The 23,383-nt window shown below is 63.7% G+C and carries 22 protein-coding genes; 13 read left to right on the top strand and 9 right to left on the bottom strand.

The features are described 5' to 3' along the window. The first annotated feature begins 48 nt into the window (after positions 1–48). The 7 genes from IEX85_RS12625 to yjgA all read left to right on the top strand — a co-directional run bounded on the left by IEX85_RS12625 (position 49) and on the right by yjgA (position 5,772). The gene (locus tag IEX85_RS12625) at positions 49–1,560 is read left to right on the top strand and encodes an RNA polymerase factor sigma-54 (protein WP_188860968.1); all 1,512 of its coding nucleotides are present in this window, start codon (positions 49–51) and stop codon (positions 1,558–1,560) included. 50 nt (positions 1,561–1,610) lie between these two features. Further along, complete coding sequence (hpf, locus tag IEX85_RS12620; RefSeq protein ID WP_188860967.1) at positions 1,611–1,901, top strand: ribosome hibernation-promoting factor, HPF/YfiA family; 291 nt, start codon at positions 1,611–1,613, stop codon at positions 1,899–1,901. A gap of 32 nt (positions 1,902–1,933) precedes the next feature. After that, on the top strand, positions 1,934–2,392 hold the full coding sequence (ptsN, locus tag IEX85_RS12615; RefSeq protein WP_188860966.1) for a PTS IIA-like nitrogen regulatory protein PtsN: 459 nt from the start codon (positions 1,934–1,936) through the stop codon (positions 2,390–2,392). A gap of 170 nt (positions 2,393–2,562) precedes the next feature. Continuing rightward, positions 2,563–3,423, top strand: coding sequence for an RNase adapter RapZ (rapZ, locus tag IEX85_RS12610; protein ID WP_188860965.1), 861 nt, complete (start codon positions 2,563–2,565; stop codon positions 3,421–3,423). A 114-nt stretch (positions 3,424–3,537) separates the two neighbouring features. Continuing rightward, a complete protein-coding gene (locus IEX85_RS12605; RefSeq protein WP_188860964.1) occupies positions 3,538–3,807 on the top strand; it encodes an HPr family phosphocarrier protein in 270 nt (89 codons plus the stop codon). Between the two features lie 90 nt (positions 3,808–3,897). Continuing rightward, positions 3,898–5,247, top strand: coding sequence for a magnesium transporter (gene mgtE / locus IEX85_RS12600; protein ID WP_188860963.1), 1,350 nt, complete (start codon positions 3,898–3,900; stop codon positions 5,245–5,247). 9 nt (positions 5,248–5,256) lie between these two features. Further along, positions 5,257–5,772 (top strand): ribosome biogenesis factor YjgA, encoded by a 516-nt coding sequence (gene yjgA, locus IEX85_RS12595; protein ID WP_188860962.1) that lies wholly within the window; start codon positions 5,257–5,259, stop codon positions 5,770–5,772. A 378-nt stretch (positions 5,773–6,150) separates the two neighbouring features. Here the strand turns inward: yjgA and IEX85_RS12590 are convergent, their stop codons facing one another. The 7 genes from IEX85_RS12590 to IEX85_RS12560 all read right to left on the bottom strand — a co-directional run bounded on the left by IEX85_RS12590 (position 6,151) and on the right by IEX85_RS12560 (position 15,518). Then, positions 6,151–6,984: a carbon-nitrogen hydrolase family protein gene (locus tag IEX85_RS12590; protein ID WP_188860961.1), complete on the bottom strand. Its 834-nt coding sequence runs from the start codon at positions 6,982–6,984 to the stop codon at positions 6,151–6,153. 133 nt (positions 6,985–7,117) lie between these two features. Then, positions 7,118–10,936, bottom strand: a complete 3,819-nt coding sequence (locus IEX85_RS12585) for a YhdP family protein (RefSeq protein WP_188860960.1) — start codon at positions 10,934–10,936, stop codon at positions 7,118–7,120. 17 nt (positions 10,937–10,953) lie between these two features. Next, the gene (rng, locus tag IEX85_RS12580) at positions 10,954–12,423 is read right to left on the bottom strand and encodes a ribonuclease G (protein WP_188861240.1); all 1,470 of its coding nucleotides are present in this window, start codon (positions 12,421–12,423) and stop codon (positions 10,954–10,956) included. Between the two features lie 19 nt (positions 12,424–12,442). Further along, the gene (locus IEX85_RS12575; RefSeq protein WP_188860959.1) at positions 12,443–13,033 is read right to left on the bottom strand and encodes a Maf family protein; all 591 of its coding nucleotides are present in this window, start codon (positions 13,031–13,033) and stop codon (positions 12,443–12,445) included. A gap of 35 nt (positions 13,034–13,068) precedes the next feature. Next, positions 13,069–13,557 carry a rod shape-determining protein MreD gene (gene mreD, locus IEX85_RS12570; protein WP_188860958.1) on the bottom strand — a complete coding sequence of 163 codons (489 nt, stop codon included), beginning with the start codon at positions 13,555–13,557 and terminating at the stop codon, positions 13,069–13,071. Next, positions 13,550–14,374 (bottom strand): rod shape-determining protein MreC, encoded by an 825-nt coding sequence (mreC, locus tag IEX85_RS12565; RefSeq protein ID WP_229721905.1) that lies wholly within the window; start codon positions 14,372–14,374, stop codon positions 13,550–13,552. Before mreC ends, mreD begins: the two co-directional genes overlap by 8 nt. 106 nt (positions 14,375–14,480) lie before the next feature. Then, positions 14,481–15,518 (bottom strand): rod shape-determining protein, encoded by a 1,038-nt coding sequence (locus IEX85_RS12560; protein ID WP_188860957.1) that lies wholly within the window; start codon positions 15,516–15,518, stop codon positions 14,481–14,483. A 245-nt stretch (positions 15,519–15,763) separates the two neighbouring features. On the opposite strand from IEX85_RS12560, the gene gatC reads away from it, so the two are divergent. The 4 genes from gatC (at position 15,764) to IEX85_RS12540 (ending at position 19,753) form a co-directional block, all read left to right on the top strand. Next, positions 15,764–16,051 (top strand): Asp-tRNA(Asn)/Glu-tRNA(Gln) amidotransferase subunit GatC, encoded by a 288-nt coding sequence (gene gatC / locus IEX85_RS12555; protein WP_188860956.1) that lies wholly within the window; start codon positions 15,764–15,766, stop codon positions 16,049–16,051. Between the two features lie 33 nt (positions 16,052–16,084). Further along, positions 16,085–17,536, top strand: a complete 1,452-nt coding sequence (gene gatA, locus IEX85_RS12550; RefSeq protein ID WP_188860955.1) for an Asp-tRNA(Asn)/Glu-tRNA(Gln) amidotransferase subunit GatA — start codon at positions 16,085–16,087, stop codon at positions 17,534–17,536. Positions 17,537–17,542: 6 nt separating this feature from the next. Next, entirely contained in the window at positions 17,543–18,997 is a 1,455-nt protein-coding gene (gene gatB / locus IEX85_RS12545; RefSeq protein WP_188860954.1) for an Asp-tRNA(Asn)/Glu-tRNA(Gln) amidotransferase subunit GatB, read from the top strand. A 195-nt stretch (positions 18,998–19,192) separates the two neighbouring features. Then, positions 19,193–19,753 (top strand): DNA-deoxyinosine glycosylase, encoded by a 561-nt coding sequence (locus IEX85_RS12540; RefSeq protein ID WP_188860953.1) that lies wholly within the window; start codon positions 19,193–19,195, stop codon positions 19,751–19,753. Between the two features lie 123 nt (positions 19,754–19,876). On the opposite strand, the gene IEX85_RS12535 is transcribed toward IEX85_RS12540, so the two are convergent. Together IEX85_RS12535 and gntR are read right to left on the bottom strand one after the other, a co-directional pair. Next, on the bottom strand, positions 19,877–20,443 hold the full coding sequence (locus IEX85_RS12535) for a PhnA domain-containing protein (RefSeq protein ID WP_188860952.1): 567 nt from the start codon (positions 20,441–20,443) through the stop codon (positions 19,877–19,879). 74 nt (positions 20,444–20,517) lie between these two features. Next, positions 20,518–21,552: an HTH-type transcriptional regulator GntR gene (gene gntR, locus IEX85_RS12530; RefSeq protein WP_188860951.1), complete on the bottom strand. Its 1,035-nt coding sequence runs from the start codon at positions 21,550–21,552 to the stop codon at positions 20,518–20,520. 200 nt (positions 21,553–21,752) lie between these two features. Between gntR and IEX85_RS12525 the strand changes: the two genes are divergently transcribed. Then, complete coding sequence (locus IEX85_RS12525; protein WP_188860950.1) at positions 21,753–22,247, top strand: gluconokinase; 495 nt, start codon at positions 21,753–21,755, stop codon at positions 22,245–22,247. A 92-nt stretch (positions 22,248–22,339) separates the two neighbouring features. Continuing rightward, positions 22,340–23,368, top strand: coding sequence for a TRAP transporter substrate-binding protein (locus tag IEX85_RS12520; protein ID WP_229721904.1), 1,029 nt, complete (start codon positions 22,340–22,342; stop codon positions 23,366–23,368). The last annotated feature ends 15 nt before the right edge of the window (positions 23,369–23,383 follow it).

Here is a 23,383-nt window from a genome sequence, read left to right as displayed (position 1 = left end):
GCGTATAATGCACAACAACAGTCCACAGATAACCAACGCAGTGACCCCATGAAGCAAGGGCTCCACCTGAAAATCGGTCAGCACCTGACCATGACCCCCCAGCTGCAGCAGGCAATCCGGCTGCTGCAGTTGTCAACGCTCGACCTGCAGCAGGAAATTCAGGAAGCGCTGGAAAACAACCCGATGCTCGAAGTTAACGAAGAAGAGCACGAGGACAGCGGTGACGCCGACCAGAGCGAGCGTCACGATGACAACAGTGCCGAGCGGACAGCCGAGGCCGAGGCCTCGTCCGCGCAGGACGACAGCGACGACAGCCCCCAGGCCGAAGACCAGTGGAACGACGACATCCCGGAGGAGCTCGGTATCGACAGCTCCTGGGACGACACCTACCAGAGCAGCGCCCCGAGCGGCCCGGCCCGGGATGACGACGGCGGCTTCGAGTCCAACGACAGCGCCGAAGAAACCCTGCAGGACCACCTGGAATGGCAGCTGAACCTGACGCCGATGAGCGACCTGGACCGTCTGATCGCCACCGGCATCATCGACGGCATCGATGCCGAAGGCTACCTGCGCGTAGCCCTCGATGAGCTGCTCGAGCACTTCCGGGAACAGGACCCGGAGGACTTCGCCGACATCGAACTCGAGGATCTGGAGGCGGTTCTGCACCGCATTCAGCAGTTCGACCCGCCCGGAGTCGGTGGCCGCGACCTCGGCGAATGCCTTGCCATCCAGCTGCGGCAACTGCCGGAAACAACTCCCTGGCGCAAGGAGGCCATCCGTGTGGTCAGCGAGTATATCCAGCTGCTCGGCAGCCGCGACTACAAGCAGCTGATGCGCCGTACCCGCCTCAAGGAACCGCAGCTGCAGGAGGTGATCCGGCTGATACAGACCCTGAATCCGCAGCCGGGCGCCAGCGTCACCGCCAATGCTGCGGAATACGTCATCCCGGATGTGGTGGTGACCAAGGTAAAGGGGTTCTGGCAGGTGGTGCTGAATCCGGAAACGGCGCCGCGCCTGCGCATCAACACCCAGTACTCCGATCTGATCCGTCGCGCCGACAACAGCTCTGACAATACCTACCTGAAAAACCACCTGCAGGAAGCACGCTGGTTCATCAAGAGCCTGCAGAGCCGCAACGAGACGCTGCTGAAAGTGGCGCGCGAGATCGTCGCCCGCCAGGAAGGCTTTCTCGAGCAGGGCGAGGAAGCGATGCAGCCACTGGTGCTGCACGATATCGCCGAAGCGGTGGAAATGCACGAGTCGACCATTTCCCGCGTCACTACCCAGAAGTTCATGCACACGCCGCGCGGGATCTTCGAGCTCAAGTACTTCTTCTCCAGCCATGTCGGCACCGCCGACGGCGGCGCCGCCTCTTCGACGGCCATTCGCGCCCTGATCAAAAAGCTGGTCGCGGCCGAAAACAGCAGCAAACCGCTGAGCGACAGCAAGATCGCCCAGCTGCTTGACGAACAGGGATTCAAGGTAGCGCGACGCACCGTGGCAAAATACCGCGAGGCAATGAATATTGCGCCTTCTAATGAGCGCAAGCGTCTGGTTTAATTGAAGTGCAAACAAGGCGAGCCTTCGTCGCTGTTGACTAGGAGAGAACTATGCAAATCAACATCACTGGACATCATGTCGAACTCACCGATGCGTTGAACGACTATGTACACAGCAAGTTCGGGAAACTGGAGCGTCACTTCGACAATATCACCAATGTTCAGGTCACGCTGAGCGTGGAAAAGCAGCGCCAGCAGGCGGAGGCCGATGTTCACCTCGCCGGCGGCAAGCTCTTCGCCACTCATCAACACGAAGACATGTACGCCGCCATCGATGGTCTGACCGACAAGCTCGATCGCCAGATCATCAAGCACAAGGAAAAAATGAAGAACCACAAATAAGCCATTCACAAAACGGTTGAACGAATACGCACATGTATCTACATGAACTGCTGACCCCACCCCTTACCCTCTGCAACCTGGATGGTGGCAGCAAAAAGCGCGTACTGGAAACCGCCAGTAAGATCATTGCCGAACACACTGAAGGTCTGGCCGCTGAAGATATCTTCAGCGGCCTGATCGGTCGGGAGCGTCTGGGCAGTACCGGAATCGGCAGCGGCATAGCCATTCCCCACTGTCGGCTCGATAACGCCAGCCAGGCGATCGGCATGCTGATCAAGCTGGTGGAGCCCATCGACTTCGACGCCATCGACAATCAGCCGGTGGATCTGCTGTGTCTGCTGCTGGTACCTTCCGAGGCCAGCGACGAGCACCTGCAGACGCTGGCGATGCTGGCGGAGCTGTTCAGCCGCCAGGACGTACTGTCCGCACTGCGCGATACGTCCACCGATCAGCAGCTCTACGACACCGCACTGCGGCTGGCCGAAGCCTGAGCCGCAGCGCCTCCCCACAGGGCGGACACCAAACCTTGTCCGCCCGAGCAACATCCCCCAGGTTCTAGTCGTCCACGAGCAAAAGTATCCGCTCGCGGCTGCAAACCCCGCCCCCCTTTGCTAACCTGAGCTGCTGTCAACAATCGGCAACCCGTTGAGAAGGTACTGTTATGAAACTGGTGGTCATCAGCGGCCGGTCCGGATCCGGGAAAAGTACCGCGCTACAGGCTTTGGAAGACGTCGATTTCTACTGCATCGACAACCTGCCGGCCCTGCTGATGCCGAGCCTGGTCGAGCAGATGCTGCAGGACCCGTCGCCACCCGAACAGCTGGCCGTCAGCATCGACGCGCGCAACCTGCTCAGCAACCTGCGCCGTTTCCCGTCATTGCTCGAGGAAATGCGCCAGCGCTATGCCGAGGTCAACATCGAGGTGCTGTACCTGGACGCATCGGACCCGACGCTGATCAAGCGCTACAGCGCGACCCGTCGCAAGCATCCGCTGTCCGACGACAACACCAGCCTGAAGCAGGCCATCGAGTACGAGCGTGAGCTGCTCGAGCCCATCGCCAACCTGGCGGACCTGCGCGTCGACACCACGCGCCTGAAACTCTACGACCTGCGGGACAATATCAAGGAACGGGTCTCGCGCCATCGCGAACAACAGGTATCGCTGCAGTTCGAATCCTTCGGTTTCAAGCACGGCCTGCCGCTGGACGCCGACTTCACCTTCGACGTCCGGGTACTGCCGAATCCGTTCTGGGTGCCGGACCTGCGCGCCTTCACCGGGCTCGAGGAACCGGTCATACAGTTCCTCGAGCAGTCGCCCGAGGTCGCTGAAATGGTCACCGACATCCAGAGCTTCATCGAGAAGTGGATGCCGGCGTTTCGCGCCGGCAACCGCAGCTACGTGACCATCGCCATCGGCTGTACCGGCGGTCAGCACCGGTCGGTATACATCGCCAACCGCCTTGCCGGCCATTTCCGTCAGCAGATGGAAAACGTCCATGTTCGCCACCGCGAACTGGACTGAACCAGGGCCGGCGGTTGCCGCATGCCGCTGGTTATTTGCAGCGGTCTGTGGATAATGTAGCGGCAATGATAGCGAAGGTACGGCACGGCACAGCGTTCGAGGACATCCCCCGGAATGATCGAAAAGAAAGTCACCATCATCAACAAACTGGGCCTTCACGCCCGGGCCGCAGCCAAGTTGATCAACACCACCGGCCAGTTCTCCAGCCAGATTCGTATCGACAAGGACGGCCGTGAAGTCGACGGCAAAAGCATCATGTCGGTGATGATGCTCGCCGCCAGCAAGGGCACCGAACTGACCATCCGCGCCGACGGCGAAGACGAGAACGCGGCGGTCGAGGCCATAGAAGCCCTGATCAACGACTATTTCGGTGAAGGCGGCTGACACCCGCTGCCCGCCACCTGCGCTGAACCCGCTTCGGCGAATCCGTTATACTGATTGCCACTCCCATGCCCACGGTCGTGCAAGGACGTCATGAGCAGCAAAGAGCATCTCTCGCCGATCGAAAAACTCAACGAGGCTCTCAACAGCGGCGAGCTTCGTCAGGTCCGCTATACGCTCAATAACAGCCTTCGCCCGGCGGAAATCGCGCACCTGCTGGACAAGTCGCCACCGAAGGAACGCCAGCTGCTGTGGAGCCTGGTGAACAAGGAGCTCGAAGGCGAGGTCCTGCAGTACCTGAGCTACGACGTCCAGGCCGATATCGTCAGCCGGATGGATGCCGGCGAACTGCTCGAAGTCACCGAAGGCCTGGATACAGACGACCTCGTCGACCTGCTGCAACAGCTGCCGGAGCGCGTCATGCGCGAGCTGCTGCAGACCATGGACATCCAGAACCGCGCGCGTGTCGAGCAGGTGCTGTCCTACGACGAGGACACCGCCGGCGGCCTGATGAATACCGACACCGTGACCATCCGGCCGGATATCACGGTGGAAACGGCGCTGCGCTACATCCGCCGGCACAAGGAAATTCCGGAGATGACCGACAGCCTGTTCGTGGTCAGCCGCCGGGACGCCTTTATCGGCGTGCTGCCACTGACCAAGCTGCTGGTATCGGACCCTGACATGCTGGTGCGCGAGATCATGAATACCGACATCGCGCCGATCGCAGCGACCATGACGGATACCGAAGTCACACAGCTGTTCGAGCAGCACGGGCTGATCTCGGCGCCGGTGGTCGACGAGGACGGCAAGCTGCTCGGCCGAATCACCATCGACGACGTCGTCGACGTCATCCGCGAGGATGCCGATCACTCGCTGATGGGCATGGCGGGCCTGGGCGAAGACGCCGATACCTTCGCCCCGGTGCTCAAGACCACCCGCAGTCGCGCGTTCTGGCTGGGCATCAACCTGATCACCGCTTTCGTCGCCTCCGCGGTCATCGGCCTGTTCGAGGCGACCATCGACAAGGTGGTGGCACTGGCCGTGCTGATGCCGATCGTCGCGTCGATGGGCGGTATCGCCGGCAGCCAGACGCTGACGCTGGTGATTCGCGGTCAGGCACTGGGGCATCTGGACCGATCCAACGCGGCCTGGCTGCTGAACCGCGAACTGATCGCCGGCACCATCAATGGCCTGCTCTGGGCGGCGGTGGTGGCGGGGGTCGCCATTATCTGGTTCCAGGACCTGCAGATAGGCGGCATTATCGCCGCCGCCATCGTCATCAACCTGCTTGCGGGCGCACTCGCCGGCACCCTGCTGCCGATCGGTCTGAAAGCGGCCGGCATAGATCCTGCCCTGGCCGGCAGCGTGCTGCTGACGACCATCACCGACGTCGTCGGCTTCTTCGCCTTCCTGGGGCTTGCAACCTACTTCTACGGATAAGTACACGAAATGACAGACGAATTTGACGACATCGACCAGCCGGAAGAAGAGTGGGTCAGCAAGACCCGCCGCAAGCAGGAAATGCACGCGCTGCAGGCACTGGGCAAGAAGCTGGTGGGTCTGAACAACGAGCAGCTGGACAAGGTGCCGCTCGAACCCGAGCTGCTGGCGGCGGTGAAGGAGTGCCAGCGCCTCAGGAAGGGCGAGGCGATTCGCCGCCAGCTGCAGTACATTGGCCGCCTGATGCGACTGGCGGACGCCGACGCGATCGAAGAGGCCATGGATCGATTCGAGGCCGGCAAACAGGCCCACGACGCCCATTTTCACAAGCTGGAGCGCTGGCGTGACCGCCTGGTCAATGGCGACGGCAGCGACCTCACCGCCTATATCGAAGAGTACCCCCACGCCGACGTGCAGCACCTGCGCCAGCTGGTGCGCAACGCCCAGAAAGAGGCCCAGCAGCAGAAGCCGCCGGCGTCGGCGCGCAAGCTGTTCAAGTACCTGCGCGAGCTGGCGGAAAGCTGATTCGCCGCGGGGCGCGGACAACATGTAGGTTGGGTATAGGTGCGAAGTGCCGTAACCCAACACCCTACTGCAGGGTAGGCAGGGTGGAGGCGTAGGTTGGATCAGGTAACGCAAGTAGCGGACCCAACACGAAATGTTTCGGGATGGTATGTTGCCACCCGAAACCAATCGATCTGTAATGCGATCGATATGATGGGGCCACGATGCCCGGGCGGCGAGACAAAGGGTGAAGCCCGTGCGATTGCATCGCTTGACCCATCCTACTCACCGATTCGCCGCGTGGAAGTGCTCGCGTAGGAGCGGCGCCCCGCCGCGAAGGACCCGCCACGGATAAAAGCTTCGCCGCGGGAAAGTGCCCGTAAGTTTGGGTACGCGCTCCTACGCCTCACGACTCACCATTTTCCGATGCATCTGCAGCGGCATCTTCTCGCGGATCCCACGCAGGCGCTCGCGGTCGAATTCAGCGACCACGCCCCCCTCCCCCTGCGTCTGCACGCCGAGCACCTCGCCCCAGGGGTCGACGATCATCGAATGCCCCCAGGTTTCGCGACCGTTGGCGTGACGCCCTCCCTGGTCTGCGCCAAGCAGGTAACACTGCGTTTCCACCGCCCTTGCCCGCAGCAGCAACTCCCAGTGCGCCTCTCCGGTCACGGCGGTAAATGCCGACGGCACCGTGATCAGCTGCGCACCGGCGTCGCGCAGCGCCTGGTAATGCTGCGCAAAGCGCAGATCGTAGCAGATGCTAAGTCCCAGGCAGCCAACCGGCGTCTCGACAACCACCGGCGTCTCGCCGGGCTCGATGTAGTCCGACTCGCGATAACGGCGCTGGGCATCGGCGACATCGACATCGAACAGGTGGCGTTTATCGTAGCGGGCACGCAGGGTACCGGTTTCATCGAACACCAGGCAGGCGGCACGCACCCTCGGCGCCGGTACCGGCGTCCCGTCAGGCCTTTCGGCCAGTGGCAGCGAGCCGGCCACCAGCCAGACCCCGGCCCCGGCCGCCAGATCCGCAAGGCGGGCACGCACCTCATCGCCGCGGCCGGCCAACTCGCGCAGGCGCGCGGAATCGAACAGCGCGAAGTTCTCCGGCAGCAGTACCAGCCGGGCGCCGGCCGAGGCCGCTTCCCGTACCAGGCGATCCGCCACCCTCAGGTTATCCTCGAGCACGCCGCCCGACGTCATCTGAATTACTGCTATGCGAGAATTCATGGACAACACCTCCAATTCCCGGGTCCCGAAAACGTAGGAGCCCACTGAAGTGGGCGAACTCATCCGATGATACCTGTCGCGCCTGAACAATTCGCTCGCGAAGCGAGCTGCTACGCATTCCGCAACGCGGCCTTCACCGATCGCCCGGAAAAACCTTTTCGGCCGGCGGCGCGGTCCTGATGATCGAAACCTCGGGATTATCCCAGTCGCCGCTCAGGCGGTAACGGACCGTTGTAACCTTTTCGAGCTGATCACCGATCAGCTTGTCGATCAGGAACACCGCTCCCGCGACCTGCGGCGCTCCGAGCAGTATCGCCGCCAGCGGTATATTGCTGGTCAGCGGAAGGGTCACCTCCATCTCCTGATCCACGGTCTCGGCGACCGCATCCAGAACACCGGTCATCGTCATGTCCGCCGAGGGGCCCTCGAGGCGCAGTGGTTCCAGCGTGCGGGCGCGCCCCGCGGCGAGGTTGTAACGACCGGTCAGGTGATCGAATGCCAGACCGCTTTTCCACAGGTCGGAAAAGTCGAGCTTGAGCCGTCGCGCCAGGCTATTGAGGTTCAGCACTCCGAATATTCGCAACAGGTTGCTGGCGCTGCCGCTTTCGATGATTCGTCCGCTTTCGAGCGCGAAACTGAGCTCGCCACTCGCCTTGGCCAGGGCGAAGCGCCAGGGACGATCAGTCCAGCGCAGCTGGGCGTAGCCCTCCACATGGTCCGACTCCAGCACCCGCCCGTTACCCCAGGCGGCCAAGACATCACCCAGGTCCTTGCCGTTCAGCTTGAGCGTCAGATCGGTTGCGGCCGGCGCCTCCTGCCAGACGCCGCTGCCCTGAATGTCGACACTGCCGACCTCGCCTGCGATATCGTCGAAGCGCAGCCGCCCGCTCTGCGGCCGCACGGCCATCCTCCAGTTGCCGAAGGAACGTTCCCCCAGCCTCAATTCACTGATGCGAACGTCCATGGCGGGAATCACCCCAAGGTCGATGGGACCGCCGACAGGGGTCTCGGCGGCGGAGGCAGAGGGTTGCGGACGCGGCAACAATAGACGCTCGAGATCCAGTTGATAGGGCCGCCCCGGGCCCGCGGGCCAGTCGAGACTGCCCGCGAGCCTGGGCGTATCGACCCGCAGACGCCAGGGCGCCGGCTTAAGCTGCACCGCGACCTGCTCGAAAGACTGTTCGCCGACGCTCAGTCGTCCCAGCCTGAGGTCGAGCTCCCGCAACGGACCTGCCGCAGCGCCATCGCCACCTGCCGCGTCGCCGTCGCCACCGATCCAGCCCTGCGCTTCGAGCAGCGCCTGCACCTGCGCGGCATCGAGCGCGTCGATATAACCATCGATCCAGAGGCCTGCCGCGGCCGGCGGCTCCGGACGCTCACCGCCGAATGTCAGCCGCGCCCGCAACGGACCGCCAAGCCCGAACACCGCGCGCAGTTGCTGGTCGTAATTGAAGCGCAGGCGGCGACTGTTCAGATCCAGCGATACCTGCAACGGCCGCTGTTCGTTGCCGGATTTGCCCAGAGGGTTCGGCCAGGGCGCCGCAACGCCGCGCAGGTCGCTGGCGACCAGCAGACGGTTGCAGCCCTCGCCGACGGCACAAAGCTCCAGTCGGGCGTTATAGGCGCTCTTACCGGTGAGGCTGTCGAGCAGGTCCACCCCGCTCCAGGCGGCCAACTCGTGAACGGGCATCTGCCCGCTCAACTCGATACGGGTTCGCAGGGGTTCGACCTGCGGCGTGCGGATCAGGGCGCTGAAGGGCTCGCCGAGAAAACGGCCGCCGAGCCCTTCGCTGCGCACCCCCGTGGCCGTCCGGTAGAAGACATCACCCTGCAAGGCGGCGAACTCGAGTCTCAGCTCGGGCGCAGCCGCCGCCCCCTCCGTCAGGCGGCTCGCCACCGACACATCCGGCCGGCCTCCGCCCAGGGGTATCGCCAGACTCAGCTCGGTAAGGGCCGCGCCGTCGACCTGCCAGCGCTCCGGCTCGTCACCTGCAAACTGCCGCAATGGCGACTCCCTGAACAGCCGCAGTATGTCGCCGGCGCCGCCCCGGGCCGTTGCCGCCACTTTCAGCGCGGCCCCCGGCCCCTCGAGATAGACCCGGCCATGCTCGATCGCCGAGTCCAGAAAACGGCCGCGTTCGACCTCCACCAGCAGCGTCCGGTCCCGCAACAGCATAAAGGCTTCCCCGGCAGAGACCGCGGGCCAGCCCGGCTGGTAGGCGAAATCGGCCCTGTCGACATCGAAAAACAACTGCACGGTGGGCGGCCGGCGCGACTCCAGCCGTCGCGTCCCGGCATGCACCACCAGACCGCCGGCCTTGAGGCGCCCGGCCCCGATGGCACCATCGAGCCAGCGCGTCAGCGCCGGCCCCACCAGAGCGGAAGGCACGTAATTCGGGGCCTGCAGCGCATCGCTGTCGGTCATGCCGATCATCAGCGTCAGTTCGCTCTGCTGTTCGCGATCGAACGGCAGCACCATGCTGAAGCGGCCGGCGGCGTTGACGCTGTCGTTGCCCAGGTGCAGCAGCTGGCTGCCGATCACCACCCCATCAGGCGCCAGCCGCCAGCCGACAACGCCGCCGGCGTCGCGATAGTGCCAGCCGCTGTCATAGAGCTCGGGAAAAAAGAGGTCGAAATCGTCGCTCGCCAGGTGGATGCGACCACCATTGCGGTCCGCTTCCAGCCGCCCCTGAATGCCGGCCACCGCCGGCGCCCCCCAACCGGCGTCGATCGCCCCGCCCTCGAGGTCGCCGGCCAGCCGGAAGTCTGCCACCGAACCGTCGGCGGGCAGGTCGACCCGCAGATTGCGCAGGGTGCCTCTTGGCGCCAGGCTCTGCATCGAGCGTTGCAATACTTCCGGCGCAAACGGCTGTACCTGCAGCCAGCGCCCCAGCTGCGCCAGGTCCAGCGCCGGCAGGCCGAGACTGCGCGGGAGCAGCTTGCGCGCCTGCCAGTCGCCATCGAGCACCAGCTGCTCCAGCTCGAAGGGCTCGCCAGCGCTGACGAAGCCAAGCTGATTGAGCTGCAACTGATAGCCCTGCGGCCGGCGCAACAGCGCAAAGTCGGTAGCGCCGTCGCTGATGGCGGGAAAGCGGGGGTCGTCGAGCCTGAGCTGCGAGAAGCGCAGACGGCCGTTGACAGAGTCCAGTTCACCACCGGACAGCCGCCCCCAGAATTCGGTGCCAAGCGACAGGGAGGCCAGCTCGAGCGGCAAATCCGCCAGGTTCGGCAGTTCGGGGCCGATATCGTCGAGCGAGAGGTAGAAATCGTAGTCCGCCGTCAGCGGGTTTTCGGGCACCTTGCGGGTCTCGACGGCGAAACGAAGCTGACCGGCGTCGACAGCCGTTTGCAGGTCCAAAAGCCCGCTGAGCTGATGTTCGGTGCTGCTGTTGCGCAGTATCAGCTCGGGGACGGTCAGGGAGCGTACCGCCCCCTGTTCCGGTATCAGCGTCAGCCTGGTGTTGCGAATGCCGAGCTGCGGCTGCAGCATGACCAGAGCCAGGGCCCGCTGCCAGGCAACGGGATCCAGGCCGCTACCGACATCACCACTGCGCGGACGGTGCAGCCAGCGGCCGCCACGCTGCCGCCACAGCAGCTCAAGCCCCTCGGCCTCGACCTCGCCGAATACCGGCGCCAGGTGACGCAGTGATCGCAGCAGGTCGAACTGCAGCGAAACCCGGGCCAGCCGGGAGCGGACTTCGGGCCCGGCATCGCTCTCGGAGTAGGCGCGCACGTCGGTCAGGGTGATACGGGGCCAGCGCCCGGCCCAGTCCGCCTCCAGCGTACCGATGGCGATCGGCACACCAAGCTGCCGTGTCAGCAGCCCGGCGACCTCGTCGCGGTAGGCCGAGGCGGCGGGAAGATAATACCGCGCCAGACTGAATGCCAGGGCAACGACCAGCGCCAGCGCCACACAGGCCCAGCCAAGCCAGCCCAGGGTCCGCCGCACCATGATGCCTGGCCGCCCGCTCAGCGCAGAACGACGTCGAACTGCTCGGAGCTGTACAGCGTCTCGACCTGGAAGCGAATCGTCTTGCCGATAAAGGCTTCGAGTTCGGCCAGGTGCTCGGACGCGTCATCGAGCAGATAATCCACCACCGCCTGCGCCGCCAGTACCAGGTAGGTTTCGGTGTCGTAGGCCCTGTGCTGACGCAGGATTTCGCGGAAGATTTCGTAGCAGACGGTTTCCGGCGTCTTGATGGTACCGCGCCCCTGGCACTGGCTGCAGGGCTCGCACAGTACCTGCTCAAGACTTTCACGGGTGCGCTTGCGGGTCATCTCGACCAGCCCGAGCTCGGAAACACCGGTCACCTTGCACTTGGCATGATCCTTCTCGAGCACCCGCTCGAGGGTACGCAGGACCTGGCGCTGATGATCGGAATCCTCCATATCGATGAAGTCGATGATGATGATACCGCCGAGGTTGCGCAGCCGCAGTTGACGTCCGATCGCCGTGGCCGCCTCGAGATTGGTCTTGAAGATGGTTTCCTCGAGGTTGCGATGGCCGACGAAAGCGCCGGTATTGATATCGACCGTGGTCATGGCCTCGGTCTGGTCGAAGATCAGATAGCCACCGGATTTGAGCTCGACCTTGCGGCCGAGACCGCGTTTGATTTCCTCCTCGACGTTGAACAGGTCGAAAATCGGCCGCTCGCCCGGATAGTATTCGAGCTTGTCGCGGATCTCGGGCACCAGCGCCTCGACGAACTCCTGCGCCTTCTGATAGGTCTCGCGCGAATCGATACGGATGCGCTCGACCCCGGCGTGCGCCATGTCACGCAAGGCACGCATGTTCAGCGGCAGGTCTTCGTAGACGATTTCCGGCACGCCGGCGGATTCGATCTTGCGCTGGATGGCCTTCCACAGCCGGTACAGAAACAGCAGGTCGGCGCGCAGCTCTATCTCGTTGACGCCTTCCGAGACGGTACGCAGGATGAAGCCGCCGTAGCCCTCGTCGCCCGCTTCCTGAATGATCGACTCGGTGAGGCCACGCAGGCGCTCGCGCTCGTCGCCGTCCTCGATTCGCTGCGACACGCCAATATGCTCGTTACCCGGCATATACACGAGATAACGCGACGGGATCGACAGATGCGTGGTCAGGCGTGCGCCCTTGGTGCCAATGGGGTCCTTGGTGACCTGCACCAGCAGCGCCTGTCCCTCGCGCAGCACCTGGGAGATGGAGGTGTTGCTGCGCTCTTCCGCTGTGGCGGTCTGCGGCAGCACTTCCTCGACATGGATGAAGGCGGCGCGCTCCAGGCCGATGTCGACGAAAGCCGCCTGCATGCCCGGCAACACCCGCACCACCTTGCCCTGATAGATATTGCCGACAATGCCGCGACGTTTGGCCCGCTCGATGTAGATTTCCTGGGGTACGCCGTTCTCGATGACCGCCACACGGGTTTCCATCGGCGTAAAGTTGATCAGAATTTCCTCGCCCATCGTTGCTCGCAGCCCTTTCCTAGTCATTATGTATTCTATTCCATATCGGCACGCCGAAGCCTTCCAGCAGGTCGGCCGTCTCCGCCAGCGGCAACCCGACCACCGCCGAGTAGCTGCCTTCGATGCGGGTGACGAAAACCGCGCCCAGCCCCTGGATGCCATAGGCACCGGCCTTGTCCCGGGGCTCGCCGCTGGCCCAGTAGCGACGGCACTGCGCTTCGCTGAGGCGGGCGAACTCCACCTCGGTGGCCACCACCCGGGAATCGCTGCGACCGCCGTCGACCAGCGCCACTCCCGTCAGCACCCGGTGCCAGCGACCGGACAGCGACAGCAGCATCGCCACGGCCTCCGCCTCGTTGGCGGGCTTGCCGAGAATGCGTCCGTCGACCACTACCGCGGTATCGGAACCGAGCGCCGGACAATCCCCGGCGGAGGCATCGAAGCCGGCGCGGGCCTTTTCCAGCGCCAGCCGCCGGACGAAGTCCTCGGCGGCCTCACCGGGCGCCACGACTTCGGGAATGTCTAACGGGAGGGTTTCGAAATCGACACCGATCTGCGCCAGCAATTCGCGGCGCCGCGGCGACGCCGAGGCCAGTATCAGGTCAGTCATGGGGATTCCTTATCCGGAGCGCCAAACTCACCGGTTCAGGTTACCCGGAAGGTACGCCGAATGCTACGCAGCAGCACGAACACCCAGGGCCAGAGCAGTGCGCTGACAAGGCTTGGCAGCATGAACATGAAGCTGTCGCGGGCATTGCCGGCAATGGCCTGCATCCAGTGGAAGGTCAGCTGATTGATACCCACCAGCACCATTACCATCAGCGCCTGCTTCCAGAGCGGAAACATGCGCAGACGCTGGTGTATCAGCAGGGTCAGGAAAGCGATCAGGGTCAGCGACAGGGCGTTGAGGCCCAGCGGGCTGCCCTTGAGCAGATCCAGCGCCAGTCCGAACATCCAGGCCATGCCCAGACCGACGCGGTGCGGCAGCGCCAGCACCCAGTAGATCAGGATCATCGGCACCCACTCGGGCCGGCCCCACTCGAAGGTATCCGGCAACGGCAGCTGGCTCAGCACCAGCCCGACGAGGAAGGTGCCGAAAATGATCAGGAAACCGCCGGGCCGCGCTTCACTCATCGCCGGCCCCGGATACGGTTCCGGCGACCTCCGCCCTCTGGCTCGGCGGAGTCTTGACCAGCAGCAGATGCCGGCTCTTGTCGAGCCGCGCTGTCGGCTTGGCGGTGACCATGGAAAACGGCTTGCCGGGATCCCGCAGCACGCCGGTGACGACGGCGACCGGATAACCGCGCGGGAAGCGCCCGCCGAGTCCTGAGGTGATCAGCAGGTCTCCCTCGCGAACGTCGGCGGTGTCGGGTACGTGTTCGAGCTCGATTTCCTCGTAGGTGCCCTTGCCCAGCGCGATGGCGCGAAAGCCATTGCGGTTGATCTCGACGGGAATCGCATGACGGGCATCGGTGATCAGCATCACCCGGCTGGTGTAGTGCGTGGTGGCGATGACCTGACCGCTCACGCCGCCGGCGTCGAGCACGGCCTGGCCAACGAAAGCACCGTCTTCGGTGCCGCGATTGAGCAGAACCTGGTGCAGAAAGGGATCGGGGTTGACGCCGATCAGCTCCGCCAGCATGACCTCGTCCTGTACCCGCCGCTTGCCCTCGAGCAGCTCGCGCAGGCGGATATTCTCGGCGGTCAGAGCGGCGACCTGCTGCACCCGCCGCTCCAGCAACAGCTGCTCGGACTTGAGCTGCTCGTTCTCTTTCAGCAGGGTGCTGCGGTCGACCAGCAGATCCGACAGATCGTCGGCCACCCGTCCCGGCACGTCGGCCAGCCATTGCAGCGGCGTCACGGCCAGGGACAGGTAGGAGCGGGCGTCGCGCATGCGCGGCCAGTTGAGGTCGGCCAGGATAAGCAACAACGCCAGCAGCACCAGCACCACGAACAGGATGCGCGGCGAGCCGCCCCGAAATATCAGCTTAATGGGGCACCTCCCGACGCATGCCGCGATGCCCCTGCGGGCGGTGACGATTCACCTGCATCGAAACTTATTCGTAAGACAGCAGCTCGAAGGCGTGCTTGTCGAGCATTTCCAGTGCCTTACCGCCACCACGGGCGACACAGGTCAGCGGATCTTCGGCAACGATGACCGGCAGGCCGGACTCTTCGCTGATCAGCCGGTCGATGTTACGCAGCAGCGCGCCACCGCCGGTAATGACGATACCGAACTCGGCGATATCGGCCGCCAGTTCAGGCGGACACTGCTCCAGCGCACTCTTGACCGCCTGCACGATGGACGACAGCGGCTCCTGCAGCGCCTCGAGAATCTCGTTGCTGTTGAGGGTGAAGCGACGCGGAATGCCCTCGGCCAGGTTGCGGCCGCGCACGTCGATTTCGAGCACCTCCGAGGACGGGTAGGCGGTGCCGATTTCCTGCTTGATGCGCTCGGCGGTGGCGTCGCCGATCAGCGAGCCGTAGTTGCGGCGCACGTAGGTGACGATAGCCTCGTCGAAGCGGTCGCCGCCGACGCGGACCGACTCGGCATAGACGATGCCGTTGAGGGAGATGACCGCGATCTCGGTGGTGCCGCCGCCGATATCGACGACCATGGATCCCCGCGCTTCGTCTACCGGCAGCCCGGCGCCGATCGCCGCCGCCATCGGCTCCTCGATCAGGTATACCTCACGCGCGCCTGCGCCCAGCGCCGATTCCTTGATCGCGCGTCGCTCCACCTGGGTCGACTTGCACGGCACGCAAACCAGCACCCGCGGGCTCGGCGTCAGGAAGTTGCTGTCGTGCACCTTGCTGATGAAGTACTGCAGCATCTTCTCGGTGACGTGAAAGTCGGCGATCACGCCGTCCTTCATCGGCCGGATCGCAGTGATGTTCCCCGGGGTCTTGCCCAGCATGCGCTTGGCGTCCGCGCCAACTGCCGCCACCGCCTTGTGATTGCCATTGTGACGAATCGCCACCACCGAAGGCTCGTTCAACACGATATCCTTATCGCGAACGTAAATAAGGGTGTTAGCGGTGCCCAAATCAATGGACAGGTCGCTGGAGAAAAGACCTCGGATTTTCTTGAACATGGGAGTGGGGTACCTAAAACAGATGCCGCGCGGCGCGCTGATTCTGAAAACACGTAACTCTAGCAATGGCGGGGATTTAGAGCAAGGAACAAATGGAGTCCCTGAGCCAGAGTCCGGCAGGGGCCGGGGAACGCCGCAGGGCTTATTCGCAGGCTCCGATTATGGTAACTTAAGCGCCCTCAAGCTACCTTTCCGCTGCACCCCCGGGTGCCAGAAACCTTAGTGAAATCAGCGAGAATCGCAACATGGCTCTAGAGCGTTCCGACGTGGAAAAGATCGCCCATCTGGCGCGTCTGCAGATCCGCGAAGACGAGATTCCGGGCTATACCGGCAACCTGTCCAACATCCTCGCCCTGGTCGATCAGCTGCAGGCCGTCGACACCGACGGTGTCGAACCGATGTCCCACCCGCTGGACGCCGTTCAGCGCCTGCGCGCCGACGAGGTGACCGAGCCCGACCAGCGCGAGGCGCTGCAGGCGGCCGCACCGGCAGTCGAGAACGGCCTGTTCCTGGTCCCCAAAGTCATCGAGTGACAGGATTCCACCTTTTTGAAGGATACGAACCCCATGTTTGACAAGACCCTGGCCGAGCTGGCCGGCGGACTGGCCGCAGGCGACTTCAGCAGCGTCGAGCTGACCCGGTCCTACCTCGACCGCATCAAGAACGAGGACGCGGCCTACAACAGCTTTATCACCGTCACAGAGGAGCAGGCGCTGAGCCAGGCACGCGCCGCCGACGAGCGGCGCGCCGCCGGACAGGCAGGCGCCTTCACCGGCCTGCCCATCGCCCACAAGGACATCTTTTGCACCAAGGGCGTGCGCACCAGCTGCGCCTCGCGCATGCTCGATAATTTCATCGCGCCCTACGATGCCACCCTGATCGGCAGGTTCAACGACGCCGGTGCGGTGATGCTTGGCAAGACCAATATGGACGAGTTCGCCATGGGCTCGTCCAACGAGTCGAGCTTCTACGGCCCGTCGCGCAACCCCTGGGATACCGAACGCGTCCCCGGCGGCTCCTCCGGCGGCTCCGCCGCCGCCGTGGCCGCGCGCCTGGCGCCGGCCGCCACCGGCACCGACACCGGCGGTTCCATCCGCCAGCCGGCGGCACTGTGCGGCATCACCGGTCTCAAGCCGACCTACGGCCGCGTCTCCCGCTACGGCATGATCGCCTACGCCTCCTCGCTCGATCAGGCCGGTCCCATGGCCCGGACCGCCGAGGACTGCGCCTTGATGCTCGGCGTGATGGCCGGCTTCGACAAGATGGACTCCACCTCGGTCGACCGCGAGGTGCCGGATTACCGCCTGACGCTGAACGACAGCCTCGAAGGCCTGAAGATCGGTCTGCCGAAGGAATACTTCGCCGCCGACCTGAACCCGGCCATTGCCGAGCAGGTGCACAACGCCGTGCGCGAGTTCGAGAAACTCGGCGCCACGGTGAAGGAAGTCAGCCTGCCCAACAGCGCGCTGTCGGTTCCGGCTTACTACATCATCGCGCCGGCGGAAGCCTCCTCCAATCTGTCGCGCTTCGACGGCGTGCGCTATGGCTACCGCTGCGAAGATGCCAGGGACCTCGAGGACCTTTACAAGCGCAGCCGCGGCGAGGGCTTCGGCGACGAGGTCAAGCGTCGCATCATGGTCGGCACCTACGCCCTCTCCGCCGGCTACTACGACGCCTACTACCGCAAGGCGCAGCAGGTCCGTCGTCTGATCCAGCAGGATTTCGCAGCCGTCCTGGCCGACGTCGACGTCATCATGGGCCCGACCACGCCGCAGCCGGCGTTCCGTCTCGGCGAAAAGACCTCGGACCCGGTGCAGATGTATATGGAAGATATCTACACCCTGGCGCTGAACCTCGCCGGCCTGCCCGGCATGTCGATTCCCTGCGGTCAGAGCAACGGCCTGCCGGTCGGCCTGCAGATCATCGGCGACTACTTCAGCGAAGCGAAACTGCTCAACGTCGCGCACCGCTTCCAGCAGGCCACCGACTGGCACCAACAGTCACCGATCGAGGGTTAACGCAAGATGCAATGGGAAACCGTAATCGGGCTGGAAATCCACGTTCAGCTCTCGACCAGGACCAAGATTTTCTCCGGCGCCAGCACCGCCTTCGGCGCCGAACCCAATACCCAGGCCTGCGCCGTCGACCTGGCGCTGCCCGGCACCCTGCCGGTGCTGAATGCGGAAGCCGTGCGCAAGGCGGTGGCCTTTGGCCTCGCGGTGGACGCCGAAATCGGCAAGCGTTCGGTGTTCGAGCGCAAGAACTACTTCTACCCGGACCTGCCCAAGGGCTACCAGACCACCCAGCTGGCCGAGCCGATCGTGGGTCCCGGTCATGTCGATATCAGCCTCGATGACGGCAGCAGCCGTCGCGTGCGCATCCACCACGCGCATCTCGAGGAGGACGCCGGCAAGTCGCTGCACGAGGACTTCCATGGCATGTCCGGCATCGACCTCAACCGTGCCGGCACGCCGCTGATCGAAATCGTCACCGAGCCGGATATGCGCTCGGCCGAAGAAGCCGTGGCGTTCGCCCGCAAGCTGCACTCGATCGTCACCTCGATCGGCATCTGCGACGGCAACATGGCCGAGGGCTCGATGCGCTTCGACGTCAACGTCTCGGTGCGCCCGGCCGGCAGCGACACCCTGGGCACCCGCACCGAAACCAAGAACCTCAACTCCTTCCGTTTCATGGAGGAGGCGATCGAGCTCGAGGTCGAGCGTCAGATCGAGGTAATCGAGAGCGGTGGCGAGATCGTTCAGGAAACCCGCCTCTACAACGGCGACACCAAGGTCGCGCGCGCCATGCGAAGCAAGGAAGAGGCCAACGACTACCGCTACTTCCCCTGCCCCGACCTGCTGCCGGTGATTATCGACGACAGCTACATCGAGGCGGTGCGCGAGACGCTGCCGATGCTGCCGGATCAGTGGAAATCGCTGTTCATCGAACAGTACGGCCTGTCGGAATACGACGCCAGCGTGCTGTCGTCGACGCCGGTCCAGGCGGCTTACTACGAGGAAGTGGCCAAGCGCTGCGGCGACGGCAAACTGGCGGCGAACTGGGTGATGGGCGAACTGGCCAAATACCTGAACCAGAACGACACCGAAATCGGCGCCTCGCCGGTGGCGGCGGAGCAGCTCGGCGGCCTGCTCGAGCGCATCAAGGACGACACCATCTCCGGCAATATCGCCAAGAAGGTGTTCGAGGTGATGTGGTCCGAGGGCGGCAGCGCCGACGAGATCATCGAGGCCAAGGGTCTGAAGCAGGTCACCGATACCGGCGCCATCGAGAAGATCGTCGACGAAGTGATTGCCAACAGCGACAAGCAGGTCGAGCAGTACAAGGCAGCGCCCGTCGAGAAGCGCGGCAAGATGCTCGGCTTCTTCATGGGTCAGGTGATGAAGGCCACCGGCGGCAAGGCCAATCCGGGTGCCGTGACCGGCATACTCAAGCAGAAGCTCGACGCGCTCTGCGAATGAGGGTGACGGGTGACGGGTGACGGGTGACGGGTGACGGGTGACGGGTGACGGGTGACGGGTGACGGGTGACGGGTGACGGGTTCATTGTAGGAGCCCGGTCTCCGGGCGAACAACGTCGGTTACCGCGGCAATCTCCCGTCACCTGTAACCACCGACCCGATATTCCGAAACCCCAGCCGCCTTCGCAGTGTCCACATGGCCGATATCCAAAGCTTCGACTACGTTGCCGCGCCCGATGCCCGGGTGCTGATCCTGGGCTCGATCCCGGGCGTGAAGTCACTGCAGGAGGTGCAGTACTACGCCCATCCGCGCAACGGTTTCTGGCCGATCATGGCCGCGCTGCTCGGTTTCCCCCCTAGCCTCTCCTACCCCGAGCGGCTGGAGCGACTGAAGATGGCCGGCATCGCGCTCTGGGACGTGGTGCACCGCTGCCACCGACCCGGCAGCCTGGACCAGAACATCGCCGGCGAGAGCGTCGAGGCCAACGATTTCAGCGCTTTCTTTCGCCGGCATCCTCGGGTGCACGCAATCTATTTCAATGGCGGCACCGCCGAAACCATGTTCAAGCGGCATGTCGTCCGTGCAGGGATCCCGCTGCCCGAACACCTCAGCATGACGCGCCTGCCGTCCACCAGTCCGGCCAACGCCGGCACGCCTCTGGCGCAAAAGCTCGAGCAGTGGCGGGTGGTGATGGGCTCCCTGCGGGACTCGGGGTGCGCTTTGCAGGCTCAGCGCACCCTTCAACCGAAGAGATGACAGGTTACGCGTGACGCGTGACAGGCAGCCACTGAGCCAACCCGTAACCCGTAACCGCCATGGATGGCGGAAGGCCGCCCCGCAAAAATCCTGAAAATGCAGGTGCAATTTTCAGGGCACCTGTCACGCTTTTTTCAGATACGCCGCCACCAGCACGATCTGCACGCCGTTGACCTTGCCCTCGATATGCTTCGGGTTGTCGGTGAGGCGGATATCCCGAACCTGGGTGCCGCGCTTGGCGGTGAAGCCCGCGCCCTTCACATCCAGATCCTTGATCAGGGTGACGGTGTCACCGGCCTGCAAACGGGTACCGTTGCTGTCGAGGGTCGGCTCGGCATCGGCGTCCTCCTCGACAATGCCGGCACGCGCCCAGCGCTCGGTTTCGGGATCGAGATAGAGCATTTCCAGCGCATCCTGCGCCCAGACCTCGCCGGAAAGGCGCTTGAGCTGTCGCCACGCCAGCACCTGTACCGCAGGCACCTGGCTCCACATGCTGTCGTTCAGGCAACGCCAGTGATGCTGATCGACCGGCGTCTCGATTTCGCCAAGACAGCTACCGCACAGCAGCGCCTGACTGTCGAGACCCGGCACGGGCGACGCCGGAATATCGTAAGCTGTGAGATTGTCCTCGGCCCCACAGAGTTCGCACTTGCCGCCGCTGCGCTCGAGCAGCTGCTGATCGATAGTCATAGAATTCGTCCGGTTATTCGAAAAACCGGCGCACTTTATCACAGTTACGCGTTACGCGTTACGCGCAACCGGATTCACGCACTCTCGCGCGCCCTGAGTTCGAACCCCAGATCCACCACCGGCTGCTCGATGGTCTCGCCATCGAGGCGTCGCATCAGCATCTGCGCCGCCACCCGGCCCATCTCGTACAGCGGCGTCGACACCGAGGTCAACGAAGGATTGATGCAGGCCGAGGCCTCGAGATCGTTGAAGCCGGCGACGGCCAGCTGCTGCGGAATGCGGATATGGCGCCGCTGGCACTCGTAGATGACACCGTAGGCCAGGTCATCGTTAATGCAGAAGACAGCATCGGTATCGGGCGCCGCCGACAGCAGGTCGCCCAGCAGCTGCCCTCCCAGATGCACCGTCGAGGGCTCGGAGGTGGTGACAATGCGCGCCTCGTCGTAGCGCCCCGCGTCGGCCAGCACATTGACGAAGCCCTGAATGCGGCGCTGGGCGCGATAGTCCATCTGCGCACCGAGCACGCCGATACGGCGATAGCCCCTGTCCAGCATGTAGCGGGCCATGGCGGCACCGGCGTCGCGGTGCGATATCCCGACGTTGAGGTCGATCGGTTCGGCCTCGCCGACCTCCATCAGCTGAACCACCGGAATCCCGGCCCCCTGCAGCAACGCCCGGGCGCTGTCCGCCATGTTCAGCCCGGTCACAATCAGCCCGTCCGGGTGATGGGTCAGGAACTTGGCGATCAGGCTCGATTCCTGCTGCACCGAGTAGTAGGTATTGCCCATCAGTATCTCGTAGCCGCGGGCACTGCAGACATCGTAGATCCCCTTGATGACATTGCTGAACACCGCGTTGGACACCGAAGGTATCACCACCGCAATACTGTAGCTGCGCTGCCCCGCCAGCGACCTGGCCGCGCGGTTGGGGATATAGCCCAGGGCCTCCACGGCCTCGCGCACGCGACTGCGCACCTGCTCGGACACGCGTTCCGGGTCATTGAGCGCGCGCGACACTGTCATCGAGCTGACACCGGCCATGCTGGCGACGTCGCTCAGGGTCACGCGTCCCTTGCTGCGGCTGCGGGACTGGCTTGATTTACTGGCCATCGATCGGTTCCTGAAGGCTGGGTGCCGCCATTCTAGCAGCATTCAAAGGGTGAAAAAATCAGCATAATGTTAGCGCTAAATTTATTTCTCTCAGACCATTGACCGAGGAAATATTCTGATTTAACCTGAAAAAAATCGCTAATCCCCGCACCTGAAGGGGATTTTTTAATAACAGAAATGTTAGCGCTAAAATAACAACTATGAACCTAGTCATCATGGGCGTATGCGGTTGCGGCAAGAGTACCGTCGGCGAGCGCCTCGCCACCGCACTGAACGCCGACTTCATCGAAGGCGACAGCTTCCACCCGCTGGAAAACGTGCAGCGCATGTCCGCCGGCACGCCTCTGACCGATGCCGACCGCGCTCCCTGGCTCTCGCGACTGGCACAGGAGCTGGCGACCGCCAACGCCGCCGGCAGGTCCAAAGTGCTGTCCTGCTCGGCGCTGAAACGCCGCTACCGCGAACAGCTCGCCGCCAGCGGCCCGGTTACCTTCGTCTACCTCCAGGGCACTCGTGACGAAATCGAGCGGCGCATGGCGTTGCGACAGAATCACTTCATGGTGGCCTCCATGGTCGCCAGCCAGTTTGAAGCCCTCGAAGAGCCCGCACCCGACGAACCCTGCATCCGCGTCTCGATTCTGCAGACGGTGGACCAGATCGTCGATCAGGTGCTGAAAGCTCTCGAGACAACCTGACCCGGCGCATCAACTAGGCTTTTGGCAGCCGCTGCGTCCTTCCCCACCTCAATGACCAAAGGTGCGTCATGACAATAAAAAAGGAATCTCCTGTGACCCCGAAAACCCTAATTTCCCGTGCTGTTCAGGGCGCCGTGCTCGGCGCCGGTCTGCTGCTGGGCAGCGCCCAGGCGGCGGACTATAACTGGACCTTCCAGACCTCCGAAAATACCGGCGAGCCCCAGTTCGAAATCAAGAAGGCCTGGGCCGACAACATCAAGAGGATGTCGGGCGGCCGCATCGAAATCGAGATCCTGCCGGTCAACGCCGTGGTGCAGGCAAACCAGACGCTGGACGCGGTCAGTTCGGGTATCCTGCAGGGCCACCTCACCGATCCGAGCTATTTCTCCGGCCGTGATCCGGCCTTCGGCATGCTCGGCAACCTGGTCGGCGCCTGGGGCGACCCCCTCGAGTTTCTCGACTACATGAAGTACAGCGGCGGCGAGGAGATCTACAACGAGCTGGTCGAGCCCTACGGCGTACATCTCATCGGCGCGGCGGCGACCGGCCTCGAAGCCTTCGTCTCGACCAAGCCGATCCGTACCGTCGCGGACCTCAAGGGTCTGAAACTGCGCGCGCCGGAAGGCATGGTATACAACATTTTCCAGAAGGCCGGCGCCACTCCGGTCAACCTGCCGGGTTCGGAAGTCTACACGGCGCTGGAGAAAGGCGTGATCGACGCCGCCGATTACACGGTGTTCGCCACCAACTACGACCAGGGACTGTACAGCTTCGCCAAGTACCCGAACTATCCGGGTTTCCACTCGCTGCCGATGGTATCGGTGTCCCTGAACAAGGAGATCTGGGACGGCCTGCCGGCGGATCTCCAGGCGATACTGGAAACCGCGACCGACGACATGGCCTACGAGATGGTCGCCAAGCTCAAGGCCCGCGATATCGTTGCGGCCAAGAAGGCACGCGCGGACGGTGACATTACCATCATCGACATGGCGCCGGAGGAGCGCGCCAAATTCCGCAATATCGCCAAGGAAGAATGGAAGGTCTGGGCCGGAAAAAGCGAGCTCAACCAGAAGATCTACGACTCCGTCGTCGCCTACCTGACCGACCGCAACCTGATGTAATCCACCCCGAACGGC

The sequence above is a fragment of the Marinobacterium nitratireducens genome (genome assembly GCF_014645375.1).
GTDB classification, from domain to species: domain Bacteria; phylum Pseudomonadota; class Gammaproteobacteria; order Pseudomonadales; family Balneatricaceae; genus Marinobacterium_A; species Marinobacterium_A nitratireducens.
Note: the sequence above shows the minus strand (reverse complement) of the source record. Positions and strands in the feature narration are given on the sequence as shown.